Here is a 16,394-nt window from a genome sequence, read left to right as displayed (position 1 = left end):
AAGTTCAGACCATAAAAAAGCGCCCTCTCATTGAGAGGGCGCTATTTAGCTTATTCTTATTTCTTCGGACGACCTTTCATCATACTCATCAAGCGCTTACGCTTGCGCTCCTGAGAAAGTGTCATCTTGCTCGTTTTACCCTCGAACGGATTGTCGCTGCTCTGGAAGTTGATACGGATTGGTGTTCCCATAATTTCCAGTGAACGACGATAGTAGTTCATGAGGTAACGCTTGTATGAATCTGGCAGCTCGTTCACTAGGTTACCGTGAACAACAACGATCGGTGGGTTATAACCACCTGCGTGCGCATACTTGAGCTTCACGCGGCGACCACGAACCATCGGTGGCTGGTGATCTTCTGTTGCCATCTTCATGATACGAGTCAGTACAGAGGTACCCACACGTGTCGTCGCTGACTTATACGCTTCTTGAACAGACTCGAACAAGTGACCCACACCAGTACCGTGTAGCGCCGAGATGAAGTGAATGCGAGCAAAGTCTACAAAGCCTAGACGACGGTCTAGCTCTTTCTTAACCTGCTCTTTCACGTCTGTATCCAAACCATCCCACTTGTTCACAGCGAGAACAATAGAGCGACCTGCGTTAAGGGCAAAGCCTAACAAGCTAAGATCTTGGTCTGAGATATTCTCGCGAGCGTCGATAACAACCAATACTACGTTGGCATCTTCAATGGCTTTCAGCGTTTGAACCACGGAGAACTTTTCTACCGTCTCGTTGATACGCTTACGACGACGTACACCCGCTGTATCAATCAGAACATATTCACGACCATCACGCTCCATTGGAATGTAGATAGAATCACGTGTCGTACCTGGCATGTCATACACCACCACGCGCTCCTCACCGAGGATACGGTTAGTTAGTGTCGATTTACCGACGTTTGGACGACCGATAATAGCCAGCTTAATTGGCTGATCTTGAAGACGCTTGTACTCTTCTTCCGCTTCTTCTTCGGTGTAGTCGAGTTTCTCTTCTTCCGCGTCCTCAAACATGGTCAAGTCTTCGATTTCACCTTCAGCTTCTGATAGGTGTTCAAAGAAAGGATCCAAGGCACGGTCCAGAAGAGCAGTAACACCACGACCGTGAGCCGCAGCGATGTGATACATGTTTTCAACACCTAGCTGCCAAAACTCAGCGCTTGCAGCATCGGCATCAATGCCATCTACCTTGTTGACCACAAGGAAAGCTGGCTTTTCAATTTTACGTAGGTGGTTAGCGATCGCTTCATCCGCAACCGTCAAACCCGCACGACCATCCACAAGGAATAGCACTACGTCAGCTTCTTCAATCGCAGCTAACGATTGTTCCGCCATTTTGGTTTCTACACCTTCTTCAGTGCCATCAATACCGCCGGTATCGATAACAATGAACTCATTCTCACCCAGTTGAGCTTGACCATATTTACGGTCACGCGTTAGTCCCGGAAAGTCCGCTACCAAAGCATCACGCGTACGCGTCAGTCTATTAAACAGTGTCGACTTACCCACATTCGGGCGTCCAACTAGGGCAACAACAGGTAACATATTAACCTCTACACTTAATTTCTTATTGTAGTTATAGGTAAAAATGCTCTCGTTTTCCTATAACCACAACGTATTCTATCTATCCGAGCTCGAAAAGATCCTTTTGCTTCGCAGCAATAAAACGGCTCCTAACTGAAAATCAGCCAGGAGCCGTTTGTGAATTATATCACGCTTTCTAGTTAATGGTGAGTTTCTTTATTTCACCATCACGAGTAACGATCACATAGCCACCAGGGACTAAAGTTGGTCCAATCGACATACCGCTGTCATTCATGAGTTGCTGTGCCACAAACTCACCTGTTGCACGGTCAATCCAGTGAAGATAGCCAAGGCTATCCCCTACTACAACGTATCCGTCAACAATAACAGGAGCCGTAAGCTGGCGGTTTTCTAATAGGTTGTTTTCCCACAGCTCGGTACCACTTCGAGCATCGACAGCAATCACGTGGTCCGTTTCTGAAATCAGGAACAAGCTACGATTGTCTGTCGCCATATCTGTCGCTGATGAGTAATTACGCTTCCAGATAGGGTTACCCGAGCGAAGGTCGATGGAAATCAGCTGACCGTTAAAGCCCACTGTGTAAAGCGTACCACCTAGAATAATTGGCGAAGCATCAACATCCACCAAACGGTCGATCTCGGTAGCACCCTTAGGCGTGCCCACTGGTTGTTGCCAGATCAACTGACCACGCTCGACAATCGCCGCCGCTAGACGACCATTCGCCGTACCCCAGAAAACACCACCGGAAACCGTCGCAGGCGCACTATCGCCACGCAAGGTTAGGTTTGGTACATCAGTACTGATCGCCCAACGCTCTTCACCACTGGTTTGCTCAAGCGCAGCAAGCACGCCTTGACTGGTATGAACCATAATCAGGCTAGCGTCAGCAACCGGCTTCGCCAGTACCTCACCATTTACCTCAGCACGCCAAAGCTCGTCACCTGTTTCTACATCAAGAGCAATTACTTCACCGTTTTCACTGCCGATATAAAGCTTCTGATAAGCGGCTGCAATACCACCAGACAGGCGAGCCGTTACTTCACCTTTGATTTCGGTTTGCCAGATGGTTTTACCATTTTCTGGATCCATAGCTTTCACAACGCCATCGCGGCTCGCAACAAACAGTTTGTCGTAAGCGTAGACTGGTGAAAGCTTAGAGAAGTACTGACCTACGCCATTACCTATGCTTGAAGACCACTCTGTACTTGGAGTGAACTCACTTTGCACGACGGGTAGTGGCGCCATCACTATGGTGTCTTCTTCACTCGAACACCCTGCAAGTACACCTAATACCGAGATAGAAAGTAATACCTTTTTAACGAGTCTATTCATCGGCTATAGCCCTTACTTGGCAAGATCATCCAGCTTGATTTGTAGCGCTTGGCTCGCATCTTGTGCTTGCTGAGCTTGTGTATAAGCCGTGTAGGCAGCATCACGATCGCCTTCACGGATCGCAATATCGCCACGAAGCTCTGCTACACGACCAGCCCATGCTGCATCCGTAATTTTATCGAGTTCCGCACGTGCGCCATCGTTATTACCCGACTCTGCCATTAGGCGTGCAACGCGATAAGTTACTAGCGGTGCAATCGCAGGATCTTTGGTGTTGCTCTGTGCCCACTGAAGCTGCGTTAGGGCATCTTCAAGATTACCTGCTTCTACCTGCGCTTTAGCTAATTGCATCGCAGCAAGTACCGCATATTCACTCTCTTTGCTCGAATCGATGAAGGCTTGTACATCAGCACTTGCGTCAACACCGCTTACTACCATCGACTCAACAGCTTTACTGTATTGCTCTGATGCAGCTTCTTGAGCCTGGACCACGGAATCTTGATAATAACGCCAGCCAAATAAACCACCTAGACCAACAACAACGCCAAGAACCACGGCTTTCCCGTTTTCCTTCCACCAGTCTTTGATCGCTTCAACTTGTTGTTCTTCAGAATCGTAGAGTTCCACTTCCTGTCCTCTTAAAAGAAATCATTACCTAAATTAATAGGCAGCCCAAAATTGCTGCCTATCAACTTGGATTTAAACTTAAATAATATTTGCTAATTTAGCGGCTAACTCAGTTTGAGCAATAGTTTCTTGCTCTCCGCCCTGCAAATCTTTGACCACGACCGTATTCTCAGCAACTTCGTTCTCACCAAGCACAAGAGCATATACCGCCCCTACTTTGTCTGCGCGCTTGAATTGTTTCTTGAAGTTACCACCACCAAAGTGGTTCATCACACGAATACCAGGGATCGCTTCACGCAGGTTTTCAGCAAGCTTCATACCTGCCATCATGGTGCCTTCGCCCGCTGTCACGACATAAGCGTCTACACTGCGACGCACATCTGTTAGCTCTAGTGTTTCCATCATGAGCACAAGACGCTCTAGGCCCATGGCAAAACCCACCGCTGGTGTTGGTTTACCACCAAGCTGCTCAACAAGACCATCGTAACGACCACCGCCACATACAGTACCTTGAGCACCTAAGCTTTCAGTGATCCACTCAAAAACGGTACGGTTGTAGTAGTCAAGACCACGTACCAGTCGCTGGTTAACCGTATATTCGATACCCGCAGCATCAAGAAGTTCACAAAGACCTGCAAAATGCGCTTTTGATTCTTCGTCTAGATAATCAGATAGCTCTGGCGCATCCACCAAGATCGCTTGTACATCTTGGTTTTTACTATCCAAGACACGTAGCGGGTTAGTATGCATACGACGCTTGCTATCTTCATCCAGCACATCAACGTGTTGCTCTAGGTGAGCAATCAGGGCTGTGCGGTAGTTAGCGCGCGCATCTAGTGAACCAATAGAGTTCAGTTCTAGACGAACGTGCTTGTCGATACCCAGCTCACGCCATAGACGTGCTGTCATCATGATAAGTTCAGCGTCAACGTCAGGGCCGTTTAGACCGAATACTTCCACGCCACATTGGTGGAACTGACGGTAGCGACCTTTTTGCGGACGCTCGTGACGGAACATTGGACCCATGTACCACAGGCGCTGCTCTTGGTTATAAAGCAAACCATTTTCAATACCAGCGCGTACACAGCCTGCCGTGCCCTCAGGGCGCAGTGTTAGGCTATCGCCATTGCGGTCTTCAAAGGTGTACATTTCTTTTTCAACTACGTCGGTCACTTCACCGATAGCGCGGCTGAATAGATGTGTCATCTCAACGATTGGCATACGTACTTCGTTGTAGCCATATGCGCTGACCACATGCTTCACTGTATTCTCAACTTTTTGCCAAAGTGGAGATTGTGTAGGGAGGCAGTCGTTCATGCCTCGGATTGCTTGAATAGTTTTTGCCACAGTTTAATACCGTATTGTCGTTGAGATTACTTGTCTTCTACTTCATTTACTTCGATGCGATTTGCTGTATCTAGCATCGATGCTTTCGCTCGAATTTTTGCTTCAAGCTGATTAACGAGATCATCGTTATCAAAGCGCTCTTTCTGACGTTTGCCGTCTTCATAGAAAGCACTCTTCTTATTGCTGCCCGCTAGACCTAGATGAGACACTTCCGCCTCGCCTGGGCCGTTGACCACACAACCAATGATAGACACATCCATTGGTGTAATGACATCTTCTAAACGCTCTTCTAGTGCGTTTACTGTGCCGATCACGTCGAACTCTTGACGAGAGCAGCTTGGGCAAGCGATAAAGTTGATACCACGAGAACGAATGCGTAACGATTTCAAAATATCGAAACCCACTTTGATCTCTTCAACTGGATTTGCAGCCAATGAGATACGCAGCGTATCGCCGATACCTTCTGCTAAAAGCATACCTAAGCCAACCGATGATTTTACCGAGCCTGCGCGAGCGCCGCCCGCCTCAGTAATACCAAGGTGAAGAGGTTGGTCGATTTTCTTCGCAAGTAGACGGTAGGAGTCAACAGCCAGGAATACATCGGATGCCTTCACGCTGACTTTAAACTGATCAAAGTTCAAACGATCTAGAATATCCACATGGCGCATTGCCGATTCAACTAACGCCTCTGGCGTTGGTTCGCCGTATTTCATCTGGATATCTTTTTCCAGAGAGCCGCCATTTACACCAATGCGAATTGGGATATTTTTATCACGTGCACAATCGACGACTGAACGGATACGAGCTTCGTTACCTATGTTGCCTGGGTTGATGCGCAAACAGTCTACGCCGTACTCCGCAACTTTTAGTGCAATACGGTAATCGAAATGAATATCCGCTACGAGAGGAATCGAAACCTGTTTCTTGATCTCACGGAATGCTTCAGCCGCATCCATGGTAGGAACCGAAACGCGAACAATGTCTGCGCCTACGTTTTCCAAAGCTTTGATTTGAGCAACGGTCGCGGCGACATCGGTCGTACGCGTGTTGGTCATTGACTGAACGGCGATAGGTGCGCCATCGCCGATAGGTACATCGCCCACATAAATACGCGTAGAGGGACGACGTTTAATTGGTGATTCGTGATGCATAGTGTTTTCTAAGGTAAGGTGAATCGAGCTACTTTGCCTGAAGTATACCCAGAAAGGTCGACAGGTTCACTCGCAAATGTCATAGAAACCTTCTCTGGTGCACCTAAAATGATTTTAAACGGTGCTTTTCCATTAAGATCTACGCTATCGCCAGCTTTCTTAATGCCTGTTGATACCGTTTTACCGTCTGCATCTTTTACTTGGATCCAGCAATCACCAGAAAACGACAGAGTCAGGTTTGTCAGTCCTGCTGGAACCTCTGGAGCCACAGGTGCTTCTTCAACTACTGCCGGCTCAGACTCTTCGACGACGACCGCAGCTTCGGCTTCTGCTGGAGCGGCATCCTCGACGACGTCCTGCGCTTCAACTTCTGGCTGTGCCGGTGTTTCAACAATGGCTGATACATCAAGCGTTTTGACTTCTGGCTCAGGCGCTAGCTCAGTTTCCAATGCGGCTACTTTCTCACTTGCCGTTTCTTCAACAGCGAATGCAGGGTCATTGGATGAGGTATCTGCGATTTCAGAAAGCGTATCTTTCTGCTGGTTTTGCAGCCACCACACAGATGAGATACCAATGATGACAATAAAGATGCCCCATGTGAGCTTCATAATACGACTATCATGTTTCTCTTTATTGGTCTTTTTGGAAAAGCTTTGCATTGGCTGTTCGTGGTGTTGAGCGGCGCTGTGGTTCTCAATGGTTCCCAACACCTCTTGCTCATCAATTCCGACAGCTTTCGCGTAGGATCGCAAATAGCCACGCGTAAAGGTGGCAACCTGCTCTCCGTCAAAATCGTTTGACTCAATTTTCTGAATGATCGCGACACGTAAACGCAATCTATCCGCAATCTGCTTTTGCGTCAGCCCTAAGGCTTCACGCTTTTGTTTTAAAATGGTTCCCGCAAGCTCAACGTCTTGTGCTTGATGTACTTGTTCTGTGGCGTTATTTTGCTCAGTACTCATTGATATTGTACTTCTTATTGGTTGTTACTTTGACCTAACACGCTTAGTTCGTTTTTTTATCGGTGGTCATGGTCATTAGTTTGGTAAATCGCTCGCACTAGCTGTTTGATACAGCATAGTCCCAAATTGCCAACTACGGCACTTATAATGTATGTAAAGCGCTCGATTTTATTATGATTTCATACCAACTTATCGAATTAAGTCGGTTTCATCTCGATTGGAACTGCCCATCATAGTCGATTCTCCGCACGAGTTAAAACGCCCCAAGGGAAATCCGCGTAAATAGTGACAATTTTGATTAAAAATTAACACTACTCATATCATTTTGGCGGCATTTCGTAGTATTTGATTAACGATAACTATATTTGTTCCGTTATTCTTCAATTATTTATCGAGGAAATGTGGGAAAGATCAGAGTTTTGATGCACGAATACATTCATTCAACGCCAAACTCGGAAGTACCCGCTGATTTTCACTACAAAATGTGCAAAAACGACAAAGCCAAGTCGAAACTTGGCCTTGTGTTCATCAAGATACGAATTATACCGCTTTGACTGGAATCGCCTGCTGACCCTTTTGAGCCGCAATCTGCTGAGTACGTTTGGTTCTATCAATAACGTCACCAACCAACTGTCCACACGCTGCATCGATATCATCACCGCGAGTCTTACGAACTGTCACGGTATAGTCGTACTTCATTAGCGTTTTCATGAAGCGGTCGATACGCGAGTTGCTCGGTTTTTTGTACGGAGAACCTGGATGCGGGTTAAACGGGATCAGGTTAATCTTCGCTGGTGTATCTTTAAGAAGCTCAGCCAATTCACGAGCGTGGTCCATATCGTCATTAACGTGGTCTAGCAATACATATTCAACCGTTACTTTACCGCGGTTCGCGTTAGAAGATGCGATGTAACGACGAACAGATGCTAGGAAGTCTTGAATGTCCCAGCGATCGTTAATTGGCATGATTTCGCTACGAAGCTTATCGTTTGGCGCGTGTAGAGAAATCGCTAGCGCAACGTCAATTTGACCTGTCATCTGGTCAAGGCCAGAAACCACACCCGACGTTGATACAGTTACGCGACGCTTAGACAAACCAAAGCCCAAATCATCAAGCATCAGCTCAAGTGCTGGCATCAGGTTTTTCATGTTAAGCAGTGGCTCACCCATGCCCATCATTACGACGTTAGTAATTGGGCGACGACCAGTTTCTTTCTCAAGACCGATCTCACGAGCTGCGCGCCACACCTGACCAATGATTTCAGACACTTTAAGGTTACGGTTAAAGCCTTGCTGAGCCGTTGAGCAGAACTTACATTCCAGTGCACAACCCACCTGCGAAGAAACACACAGCGTCGCGCGATCATCATCAGGAATATAAACGGTTTCTACGTCTTGATCGCCAACACGCATTGCCCATTTAATCGTGCCATCAGAAGAGTGCTGAGCTTCAGAGACGGTTGGCGCTTTGATTTCTGCCAAACGAATCAGCTTTTCACGTAGCTTCTTGTTGATGTTGGTCATCTTCTCGAAGTCGTCGACACCAAAATGATAGATCCACTTCATTATCTGATCAGCACGGAAGGCTTTTTCGCCCAGTTCCTCTTGGAAAAACTGACGCATACCCTTGCGATCAAAATCGAGTAGATTGACTTTTTGTGTGGTCATGGTGCCTCTTCGATGACGGTAAATGGTGTTAAGGGCGCGAATTGTACAGGCTTTAGCCCCCTACAACAAGCGTTACAAAACCCTAAAATATTAAGGTATTCATTTCTAAGTGAACATTTTTTGCACAACAAAAGTGACGGGTAATAAAAAAGGAGGCTATGCCTCCTTTTTACTCACAACTGCACTCAATTAACGAGGACAAATTTCTGACTGTGGAAAGAAAAACTCAATCTCACGTGCTGCTGACTCAGGGCTATCTGAACCGTGTACAGAGTTGTGGCGCATGCTTAGCGCGTAATCTGCGCGGATAGTGCCACACGCTGCTTCTTCTGGGTTAGTTTTGCCCATCAGCTCGCGGTAACGACAAATCGCATCTTCACCTTCAAGTACTTGAACCATGATAGGGCCAGACGTCATGAATGCACGAAGATCATCGAAAAACGGTTTACCTTCATGCTCAGCGTAAAAGCCTTTTGCTTGCTCATCGGTAAGATGAACCATCTTAGCTGCGATGATAGACAGACCTGCTTTTTCGATACGGTGATAGATTTCACCAATCAAATTACGCTTAACTGCATCCGGTTTAACGATAGAGAATGTTCTTTCTAGGGCCATTAGTGTTCCTTTTCTTTCGTGTTGTTCTTTTATTAGTAATAATTTTCTTGAATTACTTGTCAGCCTGCTCCGTTAGCAAACGAGCGAGTGTGCGCACACCCATACCCGTCGCGCCTGCAGACCATTTATCGGTTCCTGACTTACGGTAAGTACCCGCACAGTCGAAGTGCAACCAACCTTTCTTATAGTCTTCCACAAAGTAAGACAAGAATGCCGCCGCTGTACTTGCGCCCGGAGAGTAGTCACCACTGCTGATGTTCGACAAATCAGCGAAGTTCGATGGCAACATGCCGCGATGGAAGTCCGCCAATGGCAGAGGCCATAGACCTTCTTTCTCTTGATTTGCATTGGTCAGTGCTTGATGCGTTAGCTCGTCATCAAATGACATGATGGCGTGGTAATCGTTGCCAAGCGCGTTTTTAGCTGCGCCAGTAAGCGTCGCGCAGTCGATGATAAGCTCTGGATTTTGCTCACTTGCGTAGATAAGACCGTCAGCAAGAACCAAACGACCTTCCGCGTCAGTATTCATGATCTCAACCGTCTTACCATTTTTATAGGTAATCACATCACCTAGCTTAAGCGCGCGACCGGATACCATGTTTTCAGCACAGCAAAGGATAAGTTTTACGCGCTTGTTTAGGCCACGCATGATAGCAAGACCTAGACCACCAGTGATGGTGCCCGCGCCGCCCATATCTGCTTTCATCGCCGTCATAAAGTTCGATGGCTTTAGGCTGTAACCGCCGGAATCAAAGGTAATACCCTTACCCACTAAACAAGCAAATACTGGCGCGTTTTCATCGCCAGTTGGGTTGTAGTCCAGTTGCAGCATCGCAGAGGTGCGCTCAGAGCCACGACCAACAGCAAAAATGCCTTCCCAACCTTCGGTAAGTAGATCTTTGTCTTTAACGATGCGGTAAGTCACATGCTCTGGAGCGGTTGACTTAATAAATTCTGCAGCCATTGTTGCCAATTGACGCGGCGCGACTTCTTCAGCGCTTTTATTGATGATGTCACGCGTCCAATCAGACGCTTTGATGCGCGCGTCTAACTCTTTCTTATCTTGCTCGTTTAGCTCAGCTAGCTCGACTTGAGTGCTTTTCTTAGAATTACGGTAACCTTGATAAAACGCCCAAGAAGACTCTAAATCCCAACCCTCGCCTGCAAGTGTGGCGTTTGAAATGCCTTGTGAATCTAACTTGCGGGCCGCGCGTTGAATCGCTCCAAGATCGTGACCTTCACCGATGTGGATCGTCGCACCTTGCTCTGAGAAAGAAATGATAGCCTTTTCGCCCCATTGTGGCGCTGCCGCTTCTTGGCTAATAAATACCGACATTGTGCTAGACATGGTCTCTCCTTGTCTTAAATCTAATTATTGCAGCTTGCCTGTTGCAGTTCGGCTGCTGTGTCGCATTCTGTATATCAAATGATGTTATCACTATGTAGAGACAATACCAATGACTGCACCATGGGAATTAATAACAATGTAACATGGTGCGACAAAAAAACGGGCCAAAGGCCCGTTTTTGTATAACTAACTAGTAAGTCTGTTTAATCGTACTCATCCATCCAGCATAAAATCACAGCTTCGAGGATTTTTTCGTTGGAGCGATTTGGATCGTCGTCAAAATCTTCCAAGTCTGTAATCCATTTATGCAAGTCGGTGAAACGAACCGTTTTCGGGTCAGTTTCTGGAAATTGATCGCACAGCTCGATAGCGATATCACGAGAATCAGTCCATTTTAAGCTCATGAATCCTCCAGTTAATTAGTGATCTTCAGATGCGTGGTTGAGTGTGTATTTTGGAATTTCTACCACAAGATCTTCATCTGCAACAACCGCTTGGCAACCTAGACGCGACTCAGGCTCTAAACCCCATGCTTTATCCAACATATCGTCTTCAAGCTCTTCACTCTCTTCTAGTGAATCAAAGCCTTCACGGATGATGACGTGACAAGTGGTACATGCACACGACTTTTCACAAGCGTGCTCAATTCCAATACCGTTCTTTAGCGCTACGTCTAATACAGTTTCGCCTTCATTAGCCTCTAATACTGCGCCTTCTGGGCAGAGATCTTCATGGGGCAGAACAACAATTTTTGGCATGACTACTTAGTCCTCGATCTAAATGTTATCAACTGATTGACCCGCCAATGCTTCACGGATGGATTTGTCCATTCGACGTGATGCAAACTCTTGGCTCGCCTTATCAGTATCTTTAATACCTTGTTCAATAGCATCGGCATCATCGCCATTGCGAAGTTCAATCAGAGCTTCAATCGCTTTAACCAATGCCTGTTTTTCTTCTTCGTTTAGAAGTGCATCGCCGTCCGCTTGCATCGCGGCGATCAGACCTTCGATAACACGGTCGGCCTCTACGCGTTGCTCGGCCAGAGCACGCGCTAGCATGTCATCTTTGGCGTATGTCATCGAGTCTTTGAGCATGTTGGTGACTTCGTCATCGCTAAGACCATAAGATGGTTTCACCTGGATTTCTGACTGAACGCCCGTGCTCTTTTCCATCGCGGTAACAGACAGTAGACCGTCAGCATCGACTTGATACGTCACACGGATATGAGCTGCACCCGCCGCCATTGGAGGAATGCCTTTTAGTGAGAAACGAGCCAATGAACGGCAGTCGTCCACCATCTCACGCTCACCTTGCACTATGTGCACGGACATCGCCGTTTGGCCGTCTTTGAACGTGGTAAATTCTTGGGCGCGCGCCACTGGAATCGTGGTATTACGTGGAACGATCTTCTCGACCAAACCACCCATAGTTTCAATACCCAATGACAGTGGAAGAACATCCAATAGCAGCATCTCTGAGTCAGGCTTATTACCTGCAAGAATGTCCGCTTGAATCGCTGCACCAATCGCGACCACTTCGTCTGGGTTGATGCTTGTCAGTGGTGTTTTACCAAAGAAGTCACCAACCATTTCGCGAACCAATGGTGTGCGAGTCGAACCGCCAACCATGACAACTTCTAGAACGTCTTCCGCATCGACTTCCGCATCTTTCAATGCACGGCGACATGAAAGCAGTGTCTTCTTCACAAGTGGGCGAATTAGGTCTTCAAACTGAGCTTTCGTCAGTTCACCCTGCCAGCCAAGAACGTTAACAGCCGCAACGTCATTTTGACTCAGATCGATTTTCGCTTGTGTTGCTGCATCGAGCAGTTCACGTTGCTCATGAGCGTTAAGCTCTAACTTGCCTGCTCGTTGCTGCAAGTAGTCGGCAACAAGATGGTCGAAATCATCACCACCCAGCGCTGAATCACCGCCAGTTGCTAGCACTTCAAATACACCGCGAGATAAACGCAGGATAGAGATATCGAAGGTACCACCACCTAGGTCGTAAACCGCAATTACGCCTTCTTGACCACTATCTAGCCCATAAGCAATAGCTGCTGCAGTCGGCTCATTAAGAAGACGCAAGACATGCATACCCGCTAGGTTTGCTGCATCTTTGGTGCCTTGACGCTGGGCATCATCGAAATACGCTGGAACCGTAATCACCACGCCAGCTAATTCGCCACCAAGTGACTCTTCTGCGCGTTTACCAAGCGTTTTAAGAATGTCAGAAGAAACTTGAATCGGATTCTTTGCGCCGCCTGCGGTTTGCAGGACAGGTAGGCCATTGTCACTTTCTGTCAGTGAATATGGCATTGACGGATAACGACTCTGAACATCTGAAAGTGAACGACCGAGTAGCCGCTTCACAGAAATGATAGTGTTAACGGGATCAAGTGCAGCGTTGTCACGAGCGTCAATACCGACAGTGATACTGTCATCCGCATAGCGAACCGCTGATGGGAGGATCTTATTACCGTTGGCATCTGGTAATGTCGCGGCTTCACCACTTCTTACTGTCGCGACGAGGGAGTTAGTCGTGCCTAGGTCGATACCCGCAGCCAGTTTATGTTCGTGTGGCGCGGAGCTTTGGCCCGGCTCTGCGATTTGAAGTAATGCCATTCAAATATCCTTGGGAGCTTCCATTAACCAAGCAGCTTATCTTCTAGCTGTTCTATTTCACTTTGCAACTTGGCGATAAATTTTAGTTTTCTAACGCTATCAGCAGCGACTGGCCATTCGGCTTGCGAAAGCTGATCTTCTAACTCTGATAGCTGTACCTTGAACATTTTGCTGACCTTGGCTTCAAAGTCAAAAAGTTCTGATTCAGGGTCGCTTGAAGACGCGAGATCTTCCAATTCTTCTCGAAGTTCCATCTGCTCCATTAAGAACAGTGGATCTTGCAATGTTTGCTGCTCAGCGCGAATATCGACACCGTTATCGGCCAATAAGTATTCGGCGCGAGAGATAGGCTTTTTCAGCACTTCGTAAGCATCATTGATTTGCGCTGCCTTTTGAACTGCAAGTAGGCGGTCGCGCTCAGAGGCAGTGGCAAAGTTGTCTGGGTGAAAGCGTTTTTGCAGTTCTCGGAACTGAGAAGAAAGAAGGCTACCGTCCAGCTGAAACTGAACAGGTAGCCCAAATAATTCGAAATGGTTCATAGCATTGACTCGCAATTAATGAGCTTGGCCGATATCACAGCCAAGCTCGTCAAAGGTTAAACATTAAAGCTTTCACCACAACCACACTCGCCTTTCGCATTCGGGTTGTTGAACTCAAAACCTTCGTTCAAGCCTTCTTTTACATAATCGAGCTCTGTGCCATCGAGATAAACCAAGCTCTTAGCATCGATGATCACTTTCACGCCTGAGTGCTCAAACACTGAATCACCATCATCCAGTTCATCAACGAACTCAAGAACGTAAGCCATGCCAGAGCAACCCGTGGTTTTTACACCTAGGCGTAATCCAATACCTTTGCCGCGATTATCTAAAAATGTCTTAACTCGGCTCGCTGCTGCGTCTGTCATTGAGATGGCCATACTACAACCTTTGTTCGTTTCTCTTGATGATACTGTGTCTTAATAAAGCTAAAGGGCTTGGTTATCCAAGCAGTTTAGTCGTGCTTCTTCTTGTAGTCTGCAACCGCTGCTTTGATTGCGTCTTCAGCAAGAATTGAGCAGTGAACTTTCACTGGTGGCAACTCTAGCTCTTCTGCAATTTCAGAGTTCTTGATCGCTGCAGCTTCGTCGATAGACTTGCCTTTCACCCACTCTGTAACCAGTGAGCTTGATGCGATCGCTGAACCACAGCCGTAGGTCTTAAACTTAGCATCTTCGATGATACCTTCTGGTGTCACCTTGATCTGAAGTTTCATTACGTCACCACAAGCTGGTGCGCCAACCATACCACTACCCACAGCCGGATCATTCTTATCAAATGAACCTACGTTGCGTGGGTTCTCATAGTGGTCAATTACTTTTTCACTATACGCCATAATAACTTCCTCGAATCCTCTACTTCCGTGAGATTAGTGGTGTGCCCACTCAACCGTGTCTAGGTCAATCCCTTCTTTATACATATCCCATAGAGGAGACATGTCACGTAATTTGTTTACTGCTGTTCTGATCTGCTCAATCGCAAAGTCGATGTCTTCTTCAGTGGTGAAACGACCAAATGAGAAGCGAACCGAGCTGTGTGCAAGCTCATCGTTTAGGCCAAGTGCACGCAGCACATATGAAGGCTCTAGACTTGCTGATGTACATGCAGAACCAGAAGATACTGCGAGATCTTTAAGCGACATCAGTAGCGACTCACCTTCAACAAACGCAAAGCTTACGTTTAGGTTGTGTGGAACGCGTTGCTCTAAGTCGCCATTCACTGTCACGGCTTCAAGGTCTTTAACGCCGTTTAGCAGACGGTCACGCAATGCTTTTGCGTGGTCGTAGTCTTTCTGCATGTCTTGCTTAGCAACGGCAAAGGCTTCGCCCATACCCACGATTTGGTGAGTTGGTAGTGTGCCAGAGCGGAAACCACGCTCATGACCGCCGCCGTGCATTTGCGCTTCTAGACGGATACGTGGCTTACGACGTACGTAAAGCGCGCCGATACCTTTCGGGCCGTAGGCTTTGTGAGCAGACAGTGAAATCAGGTCGACTTTCATTTCTTGAACGTCGATTGGCAGTTTGCCTGCAGATTGCGCCGCATCTACGTGGAATACAATCTTCTTGCTACGGCAAAGCTCACCAATAGCTGTAATGTCTTGAACAACACCAATTTCATTGTTCACGTGCATGATTGACACAAGTACTGTGTCTTCACGCATTGCCGCTTCTAGTTTAGCAAGGTCAACAATACCGTTTGACTCAGGCTCAAGGTAGGTCACTTCGAAGCCTTCACGCTCAAGCTGACGGCATGGGTCAAGAACCGCTTTGTGCTCTGTCTTAACCGTGATGATGTGCTTACCTTTCTTGCTGTAGAAGTGCGCTGCACCCTTAATCGCAAGGTTGTCAGACTCAGTCGCACCCGACGTGAACACAATTTCACGAGGGTCAGCGTTTAGCAAGTCAGCGATCTGCTCACGAGCGTTGTCTACTGCTTCTTCTGCTTGCCAGCCAAAACGGTGAGAACGTGACGCAGGGTTACCGAAGGTACCGTCCATTGTCATGTATTGAACCATTTTTTCTGCAACCCTTGGATCGACAGGGCAAGTGGCAGAGTAGTCTAGATAAATAGGCAGTTTCATTCTTTACTCCAATGTATAAGCGACACTACTACGAGCGAACATTGATTCCGATGGGTGCGGTGCTTGTACTTTTTCTTGAGAACCCATGATTTACCGCGAGATCTACGTCTTGTCGGTCTGAAATTTCTAATACTTCGTTATCTACCATCAACTCACCGAGAGTGATGTTGTTTAGGAAGTCACTGATTCGAGAGCTTAAATCTCTCCACAGTGTATGTGTGAGGCAACGTGTACCACCTTGGCAATCTCCTTTGCCAGCGCATTTTGTTGCATCAACGGACTCATCAACTGCAGCGATAACAGTACCGATAGAAATCTCATTGGCTTCTGCACCTAAGCGGTAACCACCACCTGGACCACGAACACTCGCTACCAAACCTGCTTTACGCAGTTTAGAGAACAGTTGTTCTAGGTAAGACAAAGAGATACCTTGACGTTCAGAGATGTCAGCTAGAGGTACTGGGCTTTGCTGTGAGTGCAGTGCGACATCAAGCATCGCTGTTACTGCATATCTTCCTTTTGATGTAAGTCTCATATCACACTATCCACA

General features: G+C 47.2%; 17 protein-coding genes. All 17 read right to left on the bottom strand.

Annotation, left to right across the window (positions count from 1 at the left end):
• Window positions 1-56: 56 nt before the first annotated feature.
• Complete coding sequence (gene der / locus J4N45_RS03250) at window positions 57-1,544, bottom strand: ribosome biogenesis GTPase Der (RefSeq protein WP_234494434.1); 1,488 nt, start codon at window positions 1,542-1,544, stop codon at window positions 57-59.
• A gap of 175 nt (window positions 1,545-1,719) precedes the next feature.
• Window positions 1,720-2,877, bottom strand: coding sequence for an outer membrane protein assembly factor BamB (gene bamB / locus J4N45_RS03245; protein ID WP_252013611.1), 1,158 nt, complete (start codon window positions 2,875-2,877; stop codon window positions 1,720-1,722).
• A gap of 12 nt (window positions 2,878-2,889) precedes the next feature.
• Window positions 2,890-3,504 carry a YfgM family protein gene (locus J4N45_RS03240; RefSeq protein ID WP_128647907.1) on the bottom strand — a complete coding sequence of 205 codons (615 nt, stop codon included), beginning with the start codon at window positions 3,502-3,504 and terminating at the stop codon, window positions 2,890-2,892.
• Window positions 3,505-3,582: 78 nt separating this feature from the next.
• A complete protein-coding gene (gene hisS, locus J4N45_RS03235) occupies window positions 3,583-4,851 on the bottom strand; it encodes a histidine--tRNA ligase (protein WP_252013610.1) in 1,269 nt (422 codons plus the stop codon).
• A 26-nt stretch (window positions 4,852-4,877) separates the two neighbouring features.
• The gene (ispG, locus tag J4N45_RS03230; protein ID WP_234494438.1) at window positions 4,878-6,002 is read right to left on the bottom strand and encodes a flavodoxin-dependent (E)-4-hydroxy-3-methylbut-2-enyl-diphosphate synthase; all 1,125 of its coding nucleotides are present in this window, start codon (window positions 6,000-6,002) and stop codon (window positions 4,878-4,880) included.
• Between the two features lie 8 nt (window positions 6,003-6,010).
• Window positions 6,011-6,964, bottom strand: coding sequence for a cytoskeleton protein RodZ (rodZ, locus tag J4N45_RS03225; RefSeq protein WP_252013609.1), 954 nt, complete (start codon window positions 6,962-6,964; stop codon window positions 6,011-6,013).
• A gap of 540 nt (window positions 6,965-7,504) precedes the next feature.
• Window positions 7,505-8,632: a dual-specificity RNA methyltransferase RlmN gene (gene rlmN, locus J4N45_RS03220; RefSeq protein WP_252013608.1), complete on the bottom strand. Its 1,128-nt coding sequence runs from the start codon at window positions 8,630-8,632 to the stop codon at window positions 7,505-7,507.
• Window positions 8,633-8,821: 189 nt separating this feature from the next.
• A complete protein-coding gene (gene ndk / locus J4N45_RS03215) occupies window positions 8,822-9,247 on the bottom strand; it encodes a nucleoside-diphosphate kinase (protein ID WP_042476257.1) in 426 nt (141 codons plus the stop codon).
• Between the two features lie 52 nt (window positions 9,248-9,299).
• A complete protein-coding gene (pepB, locus tag J4N45_RS03210) occupies window positions 9,300-10,595 on the bottom strand; it encodes an aminopeptidase PepB (RefSeq protein ID WP_234494441.1) in 1,296 nt (431 codons plus the stop codon).
• 203 nt (window positions 10,596-10,798) lie between these two features.
• Window positions 10,799-10,999, bottom strand: a complete 201-nt coding sequence (gene iscX / locus J4N45_RS03205) for a Fe-S cluster assembly protein IscX (RefSeq protein WP_042476251.1) — start codon at window positions 10,997-10,999, stop codon at window positions 10,799-10,801.
• 15 nt (window positions 11,000-11,014) lie between these two features.
• On the bottom strand, window positions 11,015-11,353 hold the full coding sequence (gene fdx / locus J4N45_RS03200) for an ISC system 2Fe-2S type ferredoxin (RefSeq protein WP_006072576.1): 339 nt from the start codon (window positions 11,351-11,353) through the stop codon (window positions 11,015-11,017).
• An 18-nt stretch (window positions 11,354-11,371) separates the two neighbouring features.
• Window positions 11,372-13,222: a Fe-S protein assembly chaperone HscA gene (hscA, locus tag J4N45_RS03195; protein WP_252013607.1), complete on the bottom strand. Its 1,851-nt coding sequence runs from the start codon at window positions 13,220-13,222 to the stop codon at window positions 11,372-11,374.
• Between the two features lie 23 nt (window positions 13,223-13,245).
• Window positions 13,246-13,761, bottom strand: coding sequence for a co-chaperone HscB (gene hscB / locus J4N45_RS03190; RefSeq protein ID WP_252013606.1), 516 nt, complete (start codon window positions 13,759-13,761; stop codon window positions 13,246-13,248).
• A 56-nt stretch (window positions 13,762-13,817) separates the two neighbouring features.
• A complete protein-coding gene (gene iscA / locus J4N45_RS03185; protein ID WP_112460982.1) occupies window positions 13,818-14,141 on the bottom strand; it encodes an iron-sulfur cluster assembly protein IscA in 324 nt (107 codons plus the stop codon).
• A gap of 74 nt (window positions 14,142-14,215) precedes the next feature.
• Complete coding sequence (gene iscU / locus J4N45_RS03180) at window positions 14,216-14,596, bottom strand: Fe-S cluster assembly scaffold IscU (protein ID WP_042500728.1); 381 nt, start codon at window positions 14,594-14,596, stop codon at window positions 14,216-14,218.
• A gap of 33 nt (window positions 14,597-14,629) precedes the next feature.
• Complete coding sequence (locus J4N45_RS03175) at window positions 14,630-15,844, bottom strand: IscS subfamily cysteine desulfurase (RefSeq protein ID WP_042476236.1); 1,215 nt, start codon at window positions 15,842-15,844, stop codon at window positions 14,630-14,632.
• Window positions 15,845-15,872: 28 nt separating this feature from the next.
• The gene (iscR, locus tag J4N45_RS03170; RefSeq protein WP_042476234.1) at window positions 15,873-16,379 is read right to left on the bottom strand and encodes a Fe-S cluster assembly transcriptional regulator IscR; all 507 of its coding nucleotides are present in this window, start codon (window positions 16,377-16,379) and stop codon (window positions 15,873-15,875) included.
• Window positions 16,380-16,394 lie beyond the last annotated feature (15 nt).

Source organism: Vibrio sp. SCSIO 43140, assembly GCF_023716585.1.
Taxonomy (GTDB): Bacteria; Pseudomonadota; Gammaproteobacteria; order Enterobacterales; family Vibrionaceae; genus Vibrio; species Vibrio maritimus_B.
This window is presented reverse-complemented; position numbering and strand designations above follow the sequence as displayed.